The organism is Salinarchaeum sp. Harcht-Bsk1, from assembly GCF_000403645.1.
GTDB lineage: Archaea > Halobacteriota > Halobacteria > Halobacteriales > Salinarchaeaceae > Salinarchaeum.
The window spans coordinates 2,213,695-2,228,946 of sequence record NC_021313.1 but is presented as its reverse complement, the minus strand read 5'-3'; the positions used below and the strand labels follow the sequence as shown (position 1 = coordinate 2,228,946).

Annotated in this window: 19 protein-coding genes and 2 tRNA genes; 10 read left to right on the top strand and 11 right to left on the bottom strand. The window is 66.9% G+C overall.

Annotated features, from left to right (window positions below; genetic code table 11):
- Positions 1-89: 89 nt before the first annotated feature.
- From L593_RS10100 to L593_RS10090, 3 genes are all read left to right on the top strand, one after another.
- Positions 90-815: a ribosome assembly factor SBDS gene (locus tag L593_RS10100; protein WP_020446863.1), complete on the top strand. Its 726-nt coding sequence runs from the start codon at positions 90-92 to the stop codon at positions 813-815.
- 89 nt (positions 816-904) lie between these two features.
- Positions 905-986, top strand: a tRNA-Ser gene (locus tag L593_RS10095).
- Between the two features lie 266 nt (positions 987-1,252).
- Entirely contained in the window at positions 1,253-1,690 is a 438-nt protein-coding gene (locus L593_RS10090; protein WP_020446862.1) for a hypothetical protein, read from the top strand.
- Between the two features lie 224 nt (positions 1,691-1,914).
- Here the strand turns inward: L593_RS10090 and L593_RS10085 are convergent.
- Positions 1,915-1,987 (bottom strand) — tRNA-Pro (locus L593_RS10085).
- Between the two features lie 100 nt (positions 1,988-2,087).
- Here L593_RS10085 and L593_RS10080 point away from each other — a divergent pair.
- Entirely contained in the window at positions 2,088-2,504 is a 417-nt protein-coding gene (locus L593_RS10080; protein WP_049894048.1) for a hypothetical protein, read from the top strand.
- Between the two features lie 34 nt (positions 2,505-2,538).
- Here L593_RS10080 and L593_RS10075 read toward each other — a convergent pair whose 3' ends face one another.
- Both L593_RS10075 and L593_RS10070 read right to left on the bottom strand, forming a co-directional pair.
- Positions 2,539-4,635, bottom strand: a complete 2,097-nt coding sequence (locus L593_RS10075; RefSeq protein ID WP_049894046.1) for a DEAD/DEAH box helicase — start codon at positions 4,633-4,635, stop codon at positions 2,539-2,541.
- Between the two features lie 101 nt (positions 4,636-4,736).
- Positions 4,737-5,135 (bottom strand): cupin domain-containing protein, encoded by a 399-nt coding sequence (locus L593_RS10070; protein WP_049894045.1) that lies wholly within the window; start codon positions 5,133-5,135, stop codon positions 4,737-4,739.
- Between the two features lie 247 nt (positions 5,136-5,382).
- Here L593_RS10070 and L593_RS10065 point away from each other — a divergent pair, with 247 nt between their 5' ends.
- Positions 5,383-5,886: a DUF555 domain-containing protein gene (locus L593_RS10065; RefSeq protein WP_020446858.1), complete on the top strand. Its 504-nt coding sequence runs from the start codon at positions 5,383-5,385 to the stop codon at positions 5,884-5,886.
- A gap of 148 nt (positions 5,887-6,034) precedes the next feature.
- Here the strand turns inward: L593_RS10065 and L593_RS10060 are convergent, their stop codons facing one another.
- Positions 6,035-6,271, bottom strand: coding sequence for a UPF0058 family protein (locus tag L593_RS10060; protein WP_020446857.1), 237 nt, complete (start codon positions 6,269-6,271; stop codon positions 6,035-6,037).
- Positions 6,272-6,433: 162 nt separating this feature from the next.
- Between L593_RS10060 and L593_RS10055 the strand changes: the two genes are divergently transcribed.
- The gene (locus tag L593_RS10055; RefSeq protein ID WP_020446856.1) at positions 6,434-6,838 is read left to right on the top strand and encodes a translation initiation factor IF-2 subunit beta; all 405 of its coding nucleotides are present in this window, start codon (positions 6,434-6,436) and stop codon (positions 6,836-6,838) included.
- A gap of 93 nt (positions 6,839-6,931) precedes the next feature.
- On the opposite strand, the gene L593_RS10050 is transcribed toward L593_RS10055, so the two are convergent.
- The 3 genes from L593_RS10050 to L593_RS10040 form a co-directional block, all read right to left on the bottom strand.
- Positions 6,932-7,114: a hypothetical protein gene (locus L593_RS10050; protein WP_020446855.1), complete on the bottom strand. Its 183-nt coding sequence runs from the start codon at positions 7,112-7,114 to the stop codon at positions 6,932-6,934.
- A gap of 149 nt (positions 7,115-7,263) precedes the next feature.
- Entirely contained in the window at positions 7,264-8,262 is a 999-nt protein-coding gene (locus L593_RS10045; protein ID WP_020446854.1) for a transcription initiation factor IIB family protein, read from the bottom strand.
- Between the two features lie 442 nt (positions 8,263-8,704).
- Positions 8,705-9,853 carry a guanosine monophosphate reductase gene (locus L593_RS10040; RefSeq protein ID WP_020446853.1) on the bottom strand — a complete coding sequence of 383 codons (1,149 nt, stop codon included), beginning with the start codon at positions 9,851-9,853 and terminating at the stop codon, positions 8,705-8,707.
- A gap of 275 nt (positions 9,854-10,128) precedes the next feature.
- On the opposite strand from L593_RS10040, the gene L593_RS10035 reads away from it, so the two are divergent.
- Both L593_RS10035 and L593_RS10030 read left to right on the top strand, forming a co-directional pair.
- The gene (locus L593_RS10035; protein ID WP_020446852.1) at positions 10,129-10,557 is read left to right on the top strand and encodes a 30S ribosomal protein S12; all 429 of its coding nucleotides are present in this window, start codon (positions 10,129-10,131) and stop codon (positions 10,555-10,557) included.
- Positions 10,558-10,559: 2 nt separating this feature from the next.
- On the top strand, positions 10,560-11,132 hold the full coding sequence (locus L593_RS10030; protein WP_020446851.1) for a 30S ribosomal protein S7: 573 nt from the start codon (positions 10,560-10,562) through the stop codon (positions 11,130-11,132).
- Positions 11,133-11,270: 138 nt separating this feature from the next.
- On the opposite strand, the gene L593_RS10025 is transcribed toward L593_RS10030, so the two are convergent.
- Positions 11,271-11,498 carry a hypothetical protein gene (locus tag L593_RS10025; protein ID WP_020446850.1) on the bottom strand — a complete coding sequence of 76 codons (228 nt, stop codon included), beginning with the start codon at positions 11,496-11,498 and terminating at the stop codon, positions 11,271-11,273.
- An 82-nt stretch (positions 11,499-11,580) separates the two neighbouring features.
- Here L593_RS10025 and L593_RS10020 point away from each other — a divergent pair, with 82 nt between their 5' ends.
- Positions 11,581-11,823, top strand: a complete 243-nt coding sequence (locus L593_RS10020) for a hypothetical protein (protein ID WP_020446849.1) — start codon at positions 11,581-11,583, stop codon at positions 11,821-11,823.
- A 35-nt stretch (positions 11,824-11,858) separates the two neighbouring features.
- Here L593_RS10020 and L593_RS10015 read toward each other — a convergent pair whose 3' ends face one another.
- The 3 genes from L593_RS10015 to hisS all read right to left on the bottom strand — a co-directional run bounded on the left by L593_RS10015 (position 11,859) and on the right by hisS (position 14,555).
- Positions 11,859-12,158 carry an SWIM zinc finger family protein gene (locus L593_RS10015; RefSeq protein ID WP_259369978.1) on the bottom strand — a complete coding sequence of 100 codons (300 nt, stop codon included), beginning with the start codon at positions 12,156-12,158 and terminating at the stop codon, positions 11,859-11,861.
- A gap of 203 nt (positions 12,159-12,361) precedes the next feature.
- The gene (gene truA, locus L593_RS10010; protein WP_020446847.1) at positions 12,362-13,213 is read right to left on the bottom strand and encodes a tRNA pseudouridine(38-40) synthase TruA; all 852 of its coding nucleotides are present in this window, start codon (positions 13,211-13,213) and stop codon (positions 12,362-12,364) included.
- 25 nt (positions 13,214-13,238) lie between these two features.
- Positions 13,239-14,555, bottom strand: a complete 1,317-nt coding sequence (gene hisS / locus L593_RS10005) for a histidine--tRNA ligase (RefSeq protein WP_020446846.1) — start codon at positions 14,553-14,555, stop codon at positions 13,239-13,241.
- Positions 14,556-14,809: 254 nt separating this feature from the next.
- On the opposite strand from hisS, the gene L593_RS10000 reads away from it, so the two are divergent.
- Positions 14,810-15,190: a hypothetical protein gene (locus L593_RS10000; protein ID WP_020446845.1), complete on the top strand. Its 381-nt coding sequence runs from the start codon at positions 14,810-14,812 to the stop codon at positions 15,188-15,190.
- The last annotated feature ends 62 nt before the right edge of the window (positions 15,191-15,252 follow it).

Below are 15,252 nucleotides of genomic sequence, written 5' to 3'. Positions count from 1 at the left end.
CGAGTAGCCGCCGGACCGCCCGCTTGCGATCGGTTCGGCCTCGATTCCGGCGGGAAAGGCATTTGGCCCGGGATGTGTTACCCGGTGGTATGATATCGCTCGACGAGGCGGTGACGGCACGGTTGGAGTCCCACGGGGAGCGATTCGAGGTGCTCGTCGACCCCGACGCCGCCCTCGAGATCAAGCGCGGGGAGTTCGAGGGCGACCTCGAGGACGTCATCGCCGCCGAGGACGTGTTCGAGGACGCCGCCAGCGGCGACCGGCCCGCCGAGAGCGATCTCGAGGATGTATTCGGCACGACGGAGGCCCTCGAGATCATCCCGCAAGTGATCCAGGACGGCGAGATCCAGATCACCGCCGAGCAGCGCCGCGAGATGCAGGAGCAGAAGCACAAACAACTGGTCGACCAGATCACGCGGAACGCGGTCAACCCCCAGATGGACGACGCGCCGCACCCACCGGAACGCATCGAGTCCGCACTGGAGGAGACAGACTTCCGCATCGATCCGATGGAGCCCGTCGAACCGCAGGTCGACGAAGCGCTCGACGCCCTCCGACCCGTGATCCCGATCCGCTTCGACGAGGTCACCGTCGCCGTGCAGGTGCCCGCGGACTACGCCGGCAGCGCCCAGGCCCGCATCCGGCAGTTCGGTGACCTCGAACGCGAGGAGTGGCAGCCCGACGGGTCGTGGGTCGGCGTGCTCACCTTCCCCGCCGGCATGCAGGACGACTTCTACGACCTCGTCAACGAGAACACCAGTGGCGAGGCCGAGACGCGGATCGTCAGGGACGAAGACGAGATCAGCACACGGTAAGCCCGAACCAGGCAGAGTTCGATCGCCGCCATCCGGCGGCCAGAACGAAAGTCCTTAAGCGACGGACTGCGCTACGTTCGCCTGCAGGAGCCAGGATGGCCGAACGGCAAGGCGCACGCCTGGAAAGCGTGTTCCCTTACGGGATTCAGGGTTCAAATCCCTGTCCTGGCGTTTCTCGACGCACAACGTGAGCGAGGAGCGACAGCGACGAGTGAACCGTGCGTCGAGACACCGGCGACGGCGGGATTTGTGCCCGGAAGACGCAGCCCGCGAAACGACCGAAGGGCGTGAGCAGGACCGTCTTCCTCCGGTTCAAATCCCTGTCCTGGCGTGATTTTCCGGCGACGTCGGCGAGTAGCGACGGCACCAGGGAGCCTCACACACTGTACTGCGATCGTCACGCCTACGTCCACTCGTCGCTCACCCCCGATCAATCAATGCGGGGAACGAACGGAGACTGGTCGCGGCGGCGGGTACTGATCGCTTTCGGGGGCGCAGGGGTCACGGGCATCGCAGGCTGCAGCGTCCTGAAGGACGACGACGGATCCAGCGATAGCGATTCCCCGCCGGGCACCGAGTTCGGCATCGAGTTCGATCCCGAGGCCAGCAACTACACGATCACCTACGAGGGGAACCAGGCGTTCACCGAGGACAACACCGGTCTGCTCGCCATCGATCACGTGACCGAGACTGGGACGGCGGACCGAATGGTCTGGTTCGGCGGCCCCGAGTTCGGGCCGGTGGAACCCGGGGAATCCACGCTGTGGGGATACGACACCGAGCGGGTCACGGCCCTCGAAGTCGTCTGGGCGCCACCGGAGTCGGCGGGGAGCGGGCGGGCGCCGGACGTACTCACGCGACGGTCGACGCCGTAGCAGTCGCGGAGCGACCATGCTGTAGACTCCAGGCATCCGCGCGAGCACCGAGGAGCGAAGCTCCTCGAGCCCTGTCTCGCTTCGCTCGACAGGACGAAGCGAGCGCGGTTCACTCGGCGCGAACGGAGTGAGCGCCGAGGAGTTTTTCCCCCAAGTTTTTACGAGGAGTGGTGCCCGCAGCGAGCGAAGCGAGCGAGGACACCCGACGAAGTAAAAAGTGGGCATGGGACCGCCCGAATTTGAATCGGGGTTGCAGCGTCCCAAACGCTGAAGGATACCAAGCTACCCCACGGTCCCGCACCCGTCGTTCGAGCGACCGGCGGTAAAGGGTTTCGCTGGGCTGCAGTCCGTGTGACAGCCCCCCACAGTTTTGGTGATCCGCGGGTATGTGACGGGCATGACGTTGCGGGAACCCTCGAAACTGGTGGGCTTCGACGCCGACGGCGCAGTCGACCACCTGCTCGAGGCGGCCGGCGACGACGTGCTGGTCGTCGCAGAGTACACGCCCGGTGACTACCGGTTACTGTACGTTTCCGACGACCTCGAAGCGATGTACGGGTCGGGAGAAGCCGTTGCCGAGGCCGCCGACTCGATTCACGAGTACATCGACCTGGACTTTCGCGAGCGGGAACTGTTCCTCGACCTCTACCCGACGATCGACGACGTGGACGGGCTGATCACCGTCGCGACGGACCGGAGCGTCGTCCGGGTCGTCACGCCACGCGACGAAGGACTGTACTTCTCGGTGCCGAACGACCTCGACGTCACCGCCCTGCTCGAGGCCGTGGTCGGGATCGTCGAGGGAAGCCGCTGAGCGGGTACGTCGGCGAATCGTCGATCCACGACGCTCACCCCTCGTCGGCGAGGATGACCCGTGCGACGATCTCGTAGGGGTCCTCGTCGTGGCGGATGCCCTCGAGGATCCGGAACGCGTCGTCGGGCGCGAGGAAGTGCGAGGTGACCGCCCGGCCGAGGTCGGTCGGTTCGAGCCCGTCGATGAACTCGTACTCGAGACACTTGCCGAGGGCGTGGGTCGTCGGGATCTGCCCGACCATCCGGTCGTTGAGCCGCTTGGCTGCGGCCCCGCCGACGACGACGTTCGCGAGCGTCTCCTCGACGCCGGCGGCCCCGTCGTAGCGGGTGCGGACCGGCTCCATCTCGCCTTTCAGTAGCTGGAAAGCGACCTCGTCCTCCGTGCGCTCCTGGGAGTTGTGGTAGGCGCAGTCGGGTTCGACGAGGACGTAGACGCGGCCGCGGTCGTGGTAGTCCGGACGACCGGCGCGGCCCAGCATCTGCTCGAACTCCTGGACGGTGAGCCACTCGATCCCCATCGCGAGCGAGTCGAAGACGACCTGCGAGGCGGGGAAGTCGACACCCGCCGCGAGCGCGGCAGTCGTCACGACGGCGGCGAGGTCCTGGTTCAAGAATCGCCGTTCGACGGATTTGCGTTCGCCGTAGTCGAGGCCAGCGTGGTAGGCGGCGGCGCTGTAGTCCAGTTTTCGGGCGATCTCGTGGCAGCGCCGCCGGGAGTTCGTGAAGATGATCGTCTGGCCGTGGTACCCCTTCGAGGACTCGTGGTCGTACTCCCGTTTGACCAGCGTGTTGGCGACGTCGGGCTTCTCCCGGCCGTCGGCGAACGTGAGGTGCCGTTCGATCGGCACCGGGCGCTCCTCGAACTCGACGAGCGAGGCGTCGAGGCCGGCCGCGAGTTCGCCTGGGTTGCCGACAGTCGCCGAGAGGTAGATCCACTGGGTGCCGGCGGAGGGATCGGCCGCCTCGGGCGAGTCTGCGCTCGCCCCACCGCTTCCCGTAGTGCGATTTGCGGCTCGCTCCTCGCAGTAGTACTTCAGCCGGGAGATCAGGCCGTCGAGCCGGTGGCCGCGGCCCTCCTCCGCGATGGTGTGGACCTCGTCGATGACCACGGTGCCGACGTCGCCGAGGTCCTTGCCGACCCGGAGCGAGTGGTCGATGCCTTCGTAAGTGCCGACGATGACGTCGGCATTCGGGTCGAACGCCTGCCCGCTGTCCCGGACGCGGCTGCCCCCGACCCGGAGCGTGACGTCGACGAGGTCGCCGTAGGCCTCCTGGAAGTCCTCGTAGGTCTGGTTCGCGAGCGCGACGAGCGGGACGAGGAAGAGGAGCTTCCCCTCGCCCCTGAGCACGCGGTCGATTCCCGCCAGTTCGCCGACGAGCGTCTTCCCGGTCGCCGTCGCGCTGACGACCAGTTGATCCTCGCCGTCCAGCAGGCCGGCGTGGACCGCGCGACTCTGGACGGGGAGGAGTTCGTCGTACTTGCCGTCGAGGTAGGCCTGGAGGTCCGGGTGGACGTCGAGATCGGCGACGGGAACGGGATCGACCGCCTGGACCGTGGCGTCCATCTCGTCGACCTTCGTCAGGTCCGGATCGAGCCGTCCTTTGAGGAGGTCGGTGATCCGGTCGAGGTCCTTGACCTTCCAGAGCAGTTCTTCGAGGCGCTGGCGGGCTGCGCCGGTCATCGACCCCTGGTGGCGCAGTTCGCGTTCGAGTTCCTGTTTCGCACAGCTGCGACAGATCGTATCGTCGCCGTGGCTGATCGCCGTCTCCTCGGTGATCGGCGAGTACAGGCCGGCCTGCGAGCAGTGACGGCACGTTCGAACGGTGGTCGCCTCGAGCTGGTAGCCCTCGAGACACTCGCGGATCCGCTCGCGGTCCCGGGGGCTCGTCTGTTCGGAGATGCGGATCCGGTCGGCTCGCCGGGCGATGTCGACGAACTCCATCGGGTCCCGCAGGTCCTCCTGGGCACCGTTCAGCACCCGGAATCGGCCAGGACGCGGTCCGGCGTCCGTTGCCTTGAGCTCCAGTTTCGCACGAAAGAGCCGGTCGCCGTCGCGGTAGGGGGCAACGAGGAACTCGTCGCCGCTGCCGTGGCAGAACAGCGTTCCGACCCGCATCGCCTGCTCGGACACGCAGGATCGTAGACGAGGGGAGGGCAAGAGTCGTTCGTCTCGTCGGAGTCTGGCCAACGGATAGCACGGCGCGTCGTGACGTAGGCCGCTGACGGAGCGTCCTACTCGACCAGTTCGATCGAGTCGTCGCCGTTGGGGACGCCACAGAGGAAAGCCGCGGTGGAGTCGCCGTCGTTACGGTACCAGTGGACGGTCCCGGCGGGGATCAGCAGGCTGTCGCCGGGACGAACCCGATGCTCGCCGTCGCCCAGGTCCGCCTCACCCTCGGTTCCCGCGAGGCCGACCACGTACTCGCCGGCGAGGACGTACTGGACGTGTTCGACGTCGTTCGTGTGCCGGGGGACGGTTGCACCCGAATCGAGCGTGAAGCGGCGGAGGGCGAACGTGGGCGCACCGCGGGACTCGTCGATCAGGACGCCCTTCTGGAGGCCCTCCGCGGCGTCGACGGACTCGTACTCGATCGAGTCACGGTCGCGGATCACTGGCGAATCGGCAGGCATACACCCTGCTCGGGTGGCCGGGACCATGGATCCTCCGCCGAGACCACGTGGCTGTGACCGAGGTCACGCGAATGCCGGCGAATCTGGGCCCCGCACGTGCAGCGATATCGACCGACGGCGCGAATTTCGGCCGTTCCGTTCACACCCAAATGTCGAGGTTTGGGGCCGCTCGTTGCCCTGCACCCCAAAACTTTGTTCGAGCGGTGCCAAGCTTGATACTGATGGGCGGCCAACGGTAGCAGTAGCCATGGATTGCAGGGTCGTCGTCGAGGCCGCGGTGCCGGTGTACGACGTGGAAACCCCCGACGAGGCCGTGCGAATCGCAATCTCGAAGACGGGCGAGATGCTGAATCCCGATCTCAATTACGTGGAGATCGAGATGGGAGAGCGGTCCTGCCCCCACTGCGGAGAGCACCTCGAGACGGCCTTCATCGCTGCCGACGAGGGACTCGTCGCCCTCGAACTGGAGATGACGGTGTTCAACGTCGAGCGGGAGGAACACGCCTCACGGATCGCTCGCAAGGAGATCGGGCAGTGTCTCGAGAACATTCCACTCGAAGTACTCGAGGTCGAAATCATCGAGGACGATGCGGACGGTCGTGACGACGAGGAGTCGAGCAGCGACGAGTCGTCCGACGCGGATGCAGAGGACGCAGACGACCCTTCACGCACGGACGACGAGCCAGCGGACGAACGCGAGGCGTCCGGCGACGACGAGGTCCTTCCGGAGTTCGAAGACCTGATCGAATAACGGGCCGCTGATCCCCGCACACGGCTCACGTCCGAAATTGCCCCCGACGGTACGGCTTGCTGGGCAGTGTCAAACGGTAAAGAGCGCAGAGCGTCGGCGAGACGGTTCTGCGGGAGAAGGATTTCGTCGCGAGAACGGCGTCGTCGAGTCAGTCGGCGGCAGCGGGGACGCGTTCCTCGACGTCCTCGCTCATATCGTCGGTGATGCCTCGAGCCAGGGCGAAGACGGCCGTCTTGTGATCCGTCTTCGATTTGTGGATCGATGTCGGGCGAACTCCCATCTCTTCGTAGGTGGAGAGATCGAGCTCGCTACCGAGGTGTGCTTCGACGTCGGCGGATACCTCCGCGAGAAGACCGTGGAGGTGGATGAGCTCCTGCTTCTTCATGAGCATCAGTGGCTAGAGACTGGAGGGTTATATTATTATCTTGAGTAAAGTTACCATGATCCGTGCGATTTGTACTCGTCCAGAATCGTGAGGAATCAGCACGTTCCTGTGCTCAGTCCCAGGAGCTGAAGTCTTTTTAGGAAGACCCTGCACGGTGTTCGTATGGACTACGAGGACAAACTCGACCGAGCGCTGGAGGAGACGCCCGACATCGGCGACGAGTCCGCGCGGCTCTCGGTGCCCGATCCGGAGGTACGACAGGAGGGCAACGTCACGGTCTACGAGAACTTCCAGGACACCGTGACCACGCTGTCCCGCGATCCCGAGCACGTCCTGAAGTTCCTCCAGAACGAGGTCGGCACCAGCGCGCACATCGACGAGAGCGGTCGCGCGCGGCTGACAGGTTCGTTCTCCGAACGGCGAGTCTCCGACGCCCTCGACGCCTACGTCGAGGAGTTCGTCACCTGCTCGGAGTGTGGCCTCCCCGACACCCGGCTCGAGAAGGAGAAAGGTACGCTCGTCGTTCGCTGTGAGGCCTGCGGGGCGCTCTCGCCGACGAGCGCCTGATCTTCGCGGCCGACGCGAGCCAATATAGCAGACGAGGCGGCGGTAGGAACCGCTTACGTCCGACGAACTGACCGATTTCGGCTCCGCGTGGCGCTACGCACCGAGTGACTTCATCGTCTCGAGGTCGCGGTCGGTGCGCGCGAACTCCGCGAGTCGTCTGGAGTTGTGACAGTTGGGACAGTGGAACACCGTGTCGTGGGCGGGAAGCCCGGAGGGCGTCGATTCCCACTCCTTCTTGCACTCGGGACACAACAGTCGAACGTACGCTTCGTTCATCGCATCGAACCCATGTGGGACGCACCCAAAAGTCTTGAGGGCAAATGTCACGCCATCTGGTAGCACGGCAACGCGCCGATCACGTAGCTCGGTCCTGCGATTCACACTGTTACCGCGAGAACAACGACCGCTCGGAGTGGCGGACCGCTTCAGGCGGGTGCGGCCGACCCGTCGCCTTCGGCAGCTTCGAGCAGCTCCTTGTAGCGGTTCCGGATCGTGACCTCGGAGATGTCGGCGACGTCGCTGACCTGGTTCTGCGTGACCTTCTCGTTGGTGAGCAGCGACGCAGCGTACACTGCCGCCGCGGCGAGGCCGACGGGCGATTTCCCGCTGTGAACGCCGACGTCCTGGGCGCGGTCGAGCAGCTGCCGTGCACGGCGTTCGACTTCTTCGGAGAGGCCGAGGTCGGAGACGAACCGTGGCACGTACTGCTTGGGGTCGGCGGGCTGGACCTCGAGGCCTAGCTCGCGGACGACGTAACGGTACGTCCGGGTCAGCTCCATCTTGTCGACGCGGGAGACCTCCTCGAGTTCGTCGAGGCTACGGGGCGTACCGGCCTGCCGCGCCGAAGCATAGAGGGATGCCGTCGCGACGCCCTCGATGGATCGGCCCGGGAGCAGGTCCTCGTCGAGTGCACGCCGGTAGATGACACTCGCGGTCTCGCGGACGTTCTCGGGGAGACCGAGCGCGGACGCCATCCGGTCGATCTCGCCGAGCGCCTGCTTGAGATTGCGCTCCTTCGAGTCACGCGTGCGGAAGCGCTCGTTCCAGGTGCGCAGGCGCTGCATCTTCTCGCGCTGGCGGCTGGAGAGCTGACGCCCGTAGGCGTCCTTGTCCTGCCAGCCGATGTTCGTCGAGAGCCCCTCGTCGTGCATCATCTTCGTCGTGGGGGCGCCGACGCGGCTCTTCTCGTCCTTCTCGCGGGAGTCGAACGCGCGCCACTCCGGGCCGCGATCGATCTCGTCGCTCTCGACGACGAGGCCGCAGTCTTCACAGACGGTCTCGCCGTGTTCCTCGTCGCTCCGGAGCGTGCCGCCACACTCCGGACAGTGGAGTTCCTCGTCGACCTCCTCGGTCGTCTGCTCGTCGGAGGTCTCGACCTGTTCGTCTCGCCGGGCTGTGCGGGTTCGGATATCGTCCTCTGTCATGGTGGTCGGATCGGGGACGGAGGGGTGAAGAAATGGGTCCCGAGAGTCCCTGATCTCTTAACCGTACGTTAGGTAGAAAGGCTTATAAATGTTTCGTCGAAGTATATAAGCGAATGGTGTGAAACGGTGCCACACGCCCCGGTCGCGGGGTGCGTGTGCGTGAATCGCTCACACGAATACGGATAAATTGTGGGGTCCGGTGGACGGTACTGTCCATTTCGATCCGACAGAAACGGCAAGGGGTGCCGGCACTGGGCCGGGACGCCGGCGCGGAGCCACTGAGCGTTCCGCTCGCGCACCCTCCGGCGCTCGAAGCGAATCCTGGAGGAAGGGCGTTCGACGATCCGTGAATTGACGCGCTCGATGCGGTCGTCGAGGGAGACGCGGTCAGCCAGGTGACTGCTGGCAGGTGCGTCGCTACTGCCAACTGCGCCGACGTCGATCAGTCGTCGCCACCGGCCGTACCGACCGAGTCGACGGAGACGGACTCCCACTCGTGATCGCCGTGGGCACCCTCGCGCTCTTTCGCACTGCCAGCGACGGCCACGAATTCGGCGTTGGCACGGGCCGCAGGGATCGTCTCGCCGCCGCAGTAGGACAACCCCGAGCGAATCCCGCCAGCGAACTCCGTGACTACCTCTGCGACGGGTCCCTTGTACGGCGTGTAGCCCGCCACGCCCTCGTCGGCAGTGGGGAGGTGGTCGTCGAGAGCGTCGGCGCCTGGAGCCAGATCGCCGTCGGTGGCCGCTCCGTCGTCGTCACCGGTCCCGCCCTTGTCGTTCCGGTCCTCCGCGGCCGCTGTCGTCGCCATCCCGCGCGATCGCTTGTACCGGGTGCCGTCGATCGTGACGACCTCGCTGGGCGCCTCCGCCGTCCCCGCGAAGAGACTGCCCATCATCACCGCGTCCGCACCGGCCATGAGCGCCTTCACGGCGTCCCCCGACGAGCGGATCCCGCCGTCGGCGACGATCCGGACGTCGACCGCCTCGGCTGCATCGGCGCATTCGTCGACGGCCGTTAGCTGGGGCACGCCCGCACCCGCGACCACGCGGGTCGTGCAGTGGGACCCCGGCCCGATCCCGACCTTGATCGCGTCAGCTCCCGCGGCCGCGAGGTCGCGAACGCCCCGTTTCGTGGCGACGTTCCCCGCGACGATCTCGGCGTCGGGAAAGGCGTCGCGAAGGTCTGCAACCGCGTCCAGACAGCGCTCCAGGTGCCCGTGCGCGACGTCGACGACCAGACAGGCTGCCCCGGCGTCGAGCACTGCCTCGGCCCGGGCCAGATAGTCCTCGTCGATGCCGATCGCCGCACCGCAGCGCGCGCCAGCGTCCGTGACCGCACGGACCTCCGCGGCCTGCGATTCGGCGTCCAGGAACCGGTGAATCGTCCCGAATCCGCCCGCCTCCGAGAGCGCGATCGCGAGTGTCGACTCCGTGACCGTGTCCATCGGCGCGGAGAGTAGCGGCGTCTCGAGTTCGATGCCGTCGGTGAGGTGCGTCGAGAGATCGACGTCGCTACGGCTCTCCACCGGCGAACGCTGGGGCACGAGCAGGGCGTCCCCGTAGGACAACCCCGTTCTGACGTCGTCCATCCGCTAGCAAAATTGGGCATGCTGAAGCAAAACGGTGCTGGTAATTCGAGGGAAATGGCTGGATGAAGTGGGATACTCGGGAATTCGTGCGAAAGAAGATCGACCCCGGATCGACGTCGGTCCGCACCCACAGTACCTTCACGACCACAGACGGACTCCGAGGACCGAAGCGGCGCGCAGATTGCTCGAACGGGGTCGTTCGCGCTCGCTCGGGCCGTCTCGGCCGACTCCGAAAGGCGAGCCTTAAGTGCCTCGGTCAGATACCCCGGTGTACTATGGCGAACGGCAAGTACGCAGGGCGAAAGCTCCAGCGGGACCGCCAGAAGCACCGGTGGTCCGACTCGGAGTACGCCCGACGCGAGCGCGGTCTGGCAGAGAAGTCCGACCCGCTCGAGGGCGCTCCCCAGGCACGTGGCATCGTACTCGAAAAGATCGGCATCGAGGCCAAGCAGCCCAACTCCGCGGTCCGCAAGTGTGTGCGGGTCCAGCTGATCAAGAACGGCAAGCAGGTCTCTGCCTTCTGTCCCGGCGACGGCGCGATCTCGTTCATCGACGAGCACGACGAGGTCACCATCGCGGGCATCGGCGGCGCGAAGGGTCGCGCCATGGGTGACATCTCCGGCGTGAACTACAAGGTCGAGAAGGTCAACGGCGTGGCCCTCCTCGAACTCGTCCGCGGGAACGCGGAGAAGCCGGTGCGATAACGATGAGCGAGACAGCGTCCCAGCCGCTCCTGTTCGGCGAGTGGGAGATCGAGGGCATCGAGTTCTCCGATCCCAGTACGGAACGGTACATCTCCATCACGCCCGTCGCGCACAGCATGGGCCGGCACGCGGACAAGCAGTTCGCGAAGAGCGAGATCTCGATCGTCGAGCGTCTCATCAACCGCCTCATGCAGACCGAGGAAAACACGGGTAAGAAGCAGCAGGCGACGAAGATCGTCCGCGAGGCGTTCCGCGAGATCAACGAGCGCGCCGACGAGAACCCGATCCAGGTGCTCGTCGAGGCCGTCGAGAACTCCGCGCCCCGCGAGGAGACCGTCCGCCTGAAGTACGGTGGCATCTCCGTCCCGAAGGCCGTCGACATCGCACCCCAGCGCCGCGTCGACACCGCCCTCGAGTTCCTCGCCCAGGGCACTCACAACGCCGCGTTCAAGTCCCCGACCGACGTCGAGGAGGCACTCGCCGACCAGCTACTCGGCGCTGCCAACGCGGACGTCTCCACCTACGCGGTCAACCAGAAGGAAGAGACCGAACGCGTCGCCGCCGCAGCGCGGTAACGCCGTTCGCCGCTCCGGATCTCCCGTCTGTTGATTTCTCGCACCGTCCCGAGCAACTGCACCTGCACACACTGATCGCGGGGCAATCGCTCCGCGGGCTGGGTGTCGGTGCGATTCACAGCAGCGTCGACGCCGGTTTCACTCCACGAGCGGCAGGAAGATGCCGAAGAGGAACGGCGAGATCAGCGCGGTGAGCACGCCGATCACTTCGAGGTCGAAGAAGAGCGTCGCCTCCCAGCCAGGAATCGACCCGAAGACGATCGGAACGAGCACTTCGCCGAGGACGCCGACCAGGAGCATCGCGAACCCGATGCCGAAGCCACCCTTCGCGAGCCGTGCATACTCCGCGGAACTCCGCGTGTGCATGGCTGGTAGGTTCGCAATCGGCTGCAATACCCGTTTCGGAGTACCGAAAGGTTCTCACGAATCGATCGCCCACGATCAGGCGATGAAAGAGCTACTCGGCGATTCGGTCGCGGAACTCCTCGCAGTCCTGCTGACGGCGGTCGGCTCCGGCGCGCTCGCGATCGGCGGCGCAGTGATCGAGTACGCCGCGTTCGGCAACCTGCTCACCGGCCACGCGACGATCGGTGCCTGGGAACTGGTCCTTGGCGGGCTGTTGCTCTACGCCGGCGTCTACCTGCTGGGCTACCAGCGGCTGGGCCGGTCTCTCGCCACGAGCAGCGAGTGAACCGCAGATAGGCAGCGACCGCGACAGCAGCTTCCTCAGATGAAGTCCCGGACCTCGGAGTAGTACATGTCGTGGTGGTCGAGCGCGCCGACCGCCCGCGCGATCTCCGCGGCCAGCGCGTGCCAGCAGAGCGCACGCGGGTCCTCGGGGTCCAGATTGTACGTCGCGTCCTTGCAGGTGCAGGCGCCGTCTTCGACCACGTACTCGTCGCTGTTGCCGACGACGACGGTGAAGTCCTGATACTGCTTGACGCGGCCCTCGCCGACGGCGTCGATGGCGCGGCTGCCCCGGTCGCCGTGAGCGGCGAGGACGTCCTCGACGACGTCCGGCGTCAGTTCGCCCTGGGCTTCGAGGCGGGAACGCCACTGCGGACCGTCGCTGGCGTCGGGGGCGTCACCGTCGCCTCCCCGATCGCGCTCCGAGTCCCGCGGCTCCTCGCTCACGGAACCCCCTCCGACAGCCACGCTGCCAGTGCCCCCGCGATCACGAACCGTGCTACGGCGCGCCGGGACTAAACCCGTTGGGGTGGTGCGGTCGGTCACTCCGCTCCGAGACCGTCGGCGAGTTCGGCCATCGTCCGACTGCGCGTCCTGGCCTCCCGCCGGCGCCGCTCCAGCGCGTCGCGTGCCGAGGTGGCCGCGGTCTCGTCCACCGAGAAGGACAGCCCCGGGTACGCGACGTCGGCGAGCACCAGGGGCTCGGCCGGTGCCGTCGGCACGCCGTCGCTCTCGGGGACCGACGAGCCGTCGAGCACCCGGTCGACGAAGGACGGCGCTCGCTCGCCAGTGGCGACCAGATCGACGAGCGAAGCAAGCCGGCGGACCAGGTGCCGTGGGAAGCCGCCAGCAGCGACCTGGATGACGAGGTACGGCTCCGCCCACGTGGCCCCGGTTTCGAGCGTCCGAACCGTCCCCGTGTCGTCGGTGGTCAGCGCCGCGAAGTCGTGCTCGCCCACGATCCGGTCGAGTGCGTCGGCCGCGAGGTCCGGATCCGCGGCCGGTGCGTGGAGGTGGTAGGTGTACTGGCGGCGGGTGGCGTCGTGGGTCGCGTGGAAGTCGGCGGGAGCGTCGGGATCGTCCGACGGGACGTCGGCGTGGGCCCAGGCGTGGACCGAATCGGGAAGCGCGCCGTTCAGCGCCCGCGGGGTCAGCCACGCCGGCGCCTCGAACGCGATCGTCTGGGCGAGCGCAGCGACGCCGGCGTCGGTACGACCCGCGGCGGCGTAGCCCGGCGGAGTCGGGCGAACGCCGACCCCGGAGTCCGCGTCTGGGTCCAGCACGTCCAGGGCCTCGAGTCCGTCGAGCAGGGCGTCCTCGACGGTCGGCACGTCGGGCTGGCGCTGGAAGCCGTAGAACGGTCGGCCGTCGTAGGCGATGCGAAAGGCGCGCACGATGAGCGGACGTTCGATGGCGTTCTCAGGCGAAGTCCTCGTAGGTCGGCCGCTCGAGGTCGCCCGGGAACGCGTCGACGGGCACCGTCGTCTGGTCGCCCGATGCCATGTCCTTGATCGTGTACTCGTCGTTGGCGAGGTCCTGTTCGCCGACGATGACGACCGTTTCGGCTTCGATCGAGTCGGCGTAGTCGAGTTGCGCGCCGAACCCGCGGTCCGCGACGTCGGACTCGACGACGTGGCCGCGGTCCCGAAGCTCGCGAGCGAGTTCGGCTGCCTGTGAGCGGGTGTCGCCGGCCGTGAGGACGTAGTAGTCCGTAGTAAGGGACTCCTCCGGCCAGACGCCGGCGCGCTTGCAGAGGAGGGACAGGGTGGCGTCGCCGGGCGCGAACCCGACTGCAGGGGTGTCCGGGCCGCCGAGGTCGCCGATGAGGTCGTCGTAGCGGCCGCCTCCGAAGACGGCGCGGGAGACCTCGCCGGTGGCGTCGAAGCACTCGAAGACGGTGCCGGTGTAGTAATCGAGGCCGCGGGCGGTCGACAGCGAGAGCGTGCAGTACTCGCGGACGCCGAAGTCCGCCGCGGCGTCGAGGACGGCCTGGAGGTTCTCGACGGCGTCGGCGATCCGTTCGTTCTCCGCGAAGGCGACGAGGTCGTCGAGGTCCTCCTCGGGGGTGTCCAGCAGGTCGTCGAACGTCCCGGCCTGGGACTCGGAGAGGCCGGCGGCGACGAGTTCGTCGATGTACTCCACGCGGTCGAGCTTCGCGCGCTTGTCGACGGCGCGGATCGCGTCCTCCGTGTCGATTTCGGTGCCGTCCTCGGCGTCGAAGGCCTCGAGCAGGCCGCCGAGCACGTCGCGGTGGGAGACGCGGAACTCGAAGTCCTCCGGTGCCAGGCCGAGGCCGGTCAGCATCTCCGCGGCGACCGCGAGGACCTCGGCGTCCGCGTCGGGCTCCGCGGAGCCGAAGATGTCGACGTTCGTCTGGTAGAACTCCCGGAAGCGACCCTGCTGGACCTGCTCGTAGCGCCAGAACTTCCGCGTCGAGAACCACTTGATCGGCTTGGTGAGCTCCTGGCCCCGCTCGGCGACCATCCGGGCGACGGTCGGCGTGAGTTCGGGCGTGAGCGCGACCGACCGGTCGCCCTGGTCCTCGAAGCTGTAGAGTTCCTCGACGATCTCCTCGCCGCTCTTGTCGACGTACATCTCCGTCCGCTCGAGGGCGGGCGTGTCGATCTCGCGGAAGCCGTAGCCCCGCGCAGTCGACTCGATGGAGTCGAACAGCCAGCGGCGAGCCTGCATTGCCTCGGGGTAGGTGTCCCGGAACCCCTTGATCCGGTCGTACATGCAGCCAGGTAACCGGGGGCTGCGCTTGAAACCAGCGTTCCCCCGACGGAGCGTGCCGAGGCGCTCGCGCAGGTCGACGGGAGCCTGGATCGGCTGATGCCGAACGCGTCAGACGTATCGTGTTGGCATCCACGCTGGAGATCCAGTTGCGCGCCCTAAGCGGGAGACAATTCGGCCGTCCAGATGCCGGACCGAAGGATGTCGGGTCACCTGGATTCACAACCGTTAGGGGCATCCGCCGTCGATCTTCGCCAATGTCGCTGAGCCCCGATCGAAAGCTCGACGCGCTCGGGGCCGTCCTGGTCGTCCTCGTGATTTTCGGCGTCGGACTGGCGGTCTTCGGCGCCATCGAGGTATCCGAGGACGACGGCGAGGCCACGCCCGAGACGAACTTCAGCGTCGAGCGGATCAACGACAGCCACGTTCGCCTGGTGCACGCCGGGGGCGACGTCGTCCGCGGCGACGAACTCGTGCTCACCATCGACGGCCGCGATCGGGTGCCCGTGCAGCCGTTCCCGCCGAGCGTCTCCGAAGGTGACGGGACCATCGTCCGCGTGAGTGAAGGACACACGCTGCGAGTCTACTGGACCGGCGGCCGCGGTACGCAAGAGCGGCTGGACTCGCTCGAAACCTGAGTCGAGGGTCGACGATCGAGCGTTCGTCCTCCGAGCCATGCTCGCCGGAAGCGGCGCCGCTG

What these genes read in the sequence shown, in the direction of transcription:
- L593_RS10100 (WP_020446863.1), top strand. Translation starts at nt 90, where the DNA reads ATGATATCGCTCGACGAGGCGGTGACGGCACGGTTGGAGTCCCACGGG.
- L593_RS10050 (WP_020446855.1), bottom strand. Translation starts at nt 7,114, where the DNA reads ATGAACGAAGCGTACGTTCGACTGTTGTGTCCCGAGTGCAAGAAGGAG.
- L593_RS10055 (WP_020446856.1), top strand. Translation starts at nt 6,434, where the DNA reads ATGGACTACGAGGACAAACTCGACCGAGCGCTGGAGGAGACGCCCGAC.
- L593_RS10045 (WP_020446854.1), bottom strand. Translation starts at nt 8,262, where the DNA reads ATGACAGAGGACGATATCCGAACCCGCACAGCCCGGCGAGACGAACAG.
- L593_RS10030 (WP_020446851.1), top strand. Translation starts at nt 10,560, where the DNA reads ATGAGCGAGACAGCGTCCCAGCCGCTCCTGTTCGGCGAGTGGGAGATC.
- L593_RS10000 (WP_020446845.1), top strand. Translation starts at nt 14,810, where the DNA reads ATGTCGCTGAGCCCCGATCGAAAGCTCGACGCGCTCGGGGCCGTCCTG.
- L593_RS10035 (WP_020446852.1), top strand. Translation starts at nt 10,129, where the DNA reads ATGGCGAACGGCAAGTACGCAGGGCGAAAGCTCCAGCGGGACCGCCAG.
- L593_RS10090 (WP_020446862.1), top strand. Translation starts at nt 1,253, where the DNA reads ATGCGGGGAACGAACGGAGACTGGTCGCGGCGGCGGGTACTGATCGCT.
- L593_RS10070 (WP_049894045.1), bottom strand. Translation starts at nt 5,135, where the DNA reads ATGCCTGCCGATTCGCCAGTGATCCGCGACCGTGACTCGATCGAGTAC.
- L593_RS10040 (WP_020446853.1), bottom strand. Translation starts at nt 9,853, where the DNA reads ATGGACGACGTCAGAACGGGGTTGTCCTACGGGGACGCCCTGCTCGTG.
- L593_RS10065 (WP_020446858.1), top strand. Translation starts at nt 5,383, where the DNA reads ATGGATTGCAGGGTCGTCGTCGAGGCCGCGGTGCCGGTGTACGACGTG.
- L593_RS10080 (WP_049894048.1), top strand. Translation starts at nt 2,088, where the DNA reads ATGACGTTGCGGGAACCCTCGAAACTGGTGGGCTTCGACGCCGACGGC.
- L593_RS10025 (WP_020446850.1), bottom strand. Translation starts at nt 11,498, where the DNA reads ATGCACACGCGGAGTTCCGCGGAGTATGCACGGCTCGCGAAGGGTGGC.
- L593_RS10020 (WP_020446849.1), top strand. Translation starts at nt 11,581, where the DNA reads ATGAAAGAGCTACTCGGCGATTCGGTCGCGGAACTCCTCGCAGTCCTG.
- hisS (WP_020446846.1), bottom strand. Translation starts at nt 14,555, where the DNA reads ATGTACGACCGGATCAAGGGGTTCCGGGACACCTACCCCGAGGCAATG.
- L593_RS10060 (WP_020446857.1), bottom strand. Translation starts at nt 6,271, where the DNA reads ATGAAGAAGCAGGAGCTCATCCACCTCCACGGTCTTCTCGCGGAGGTA.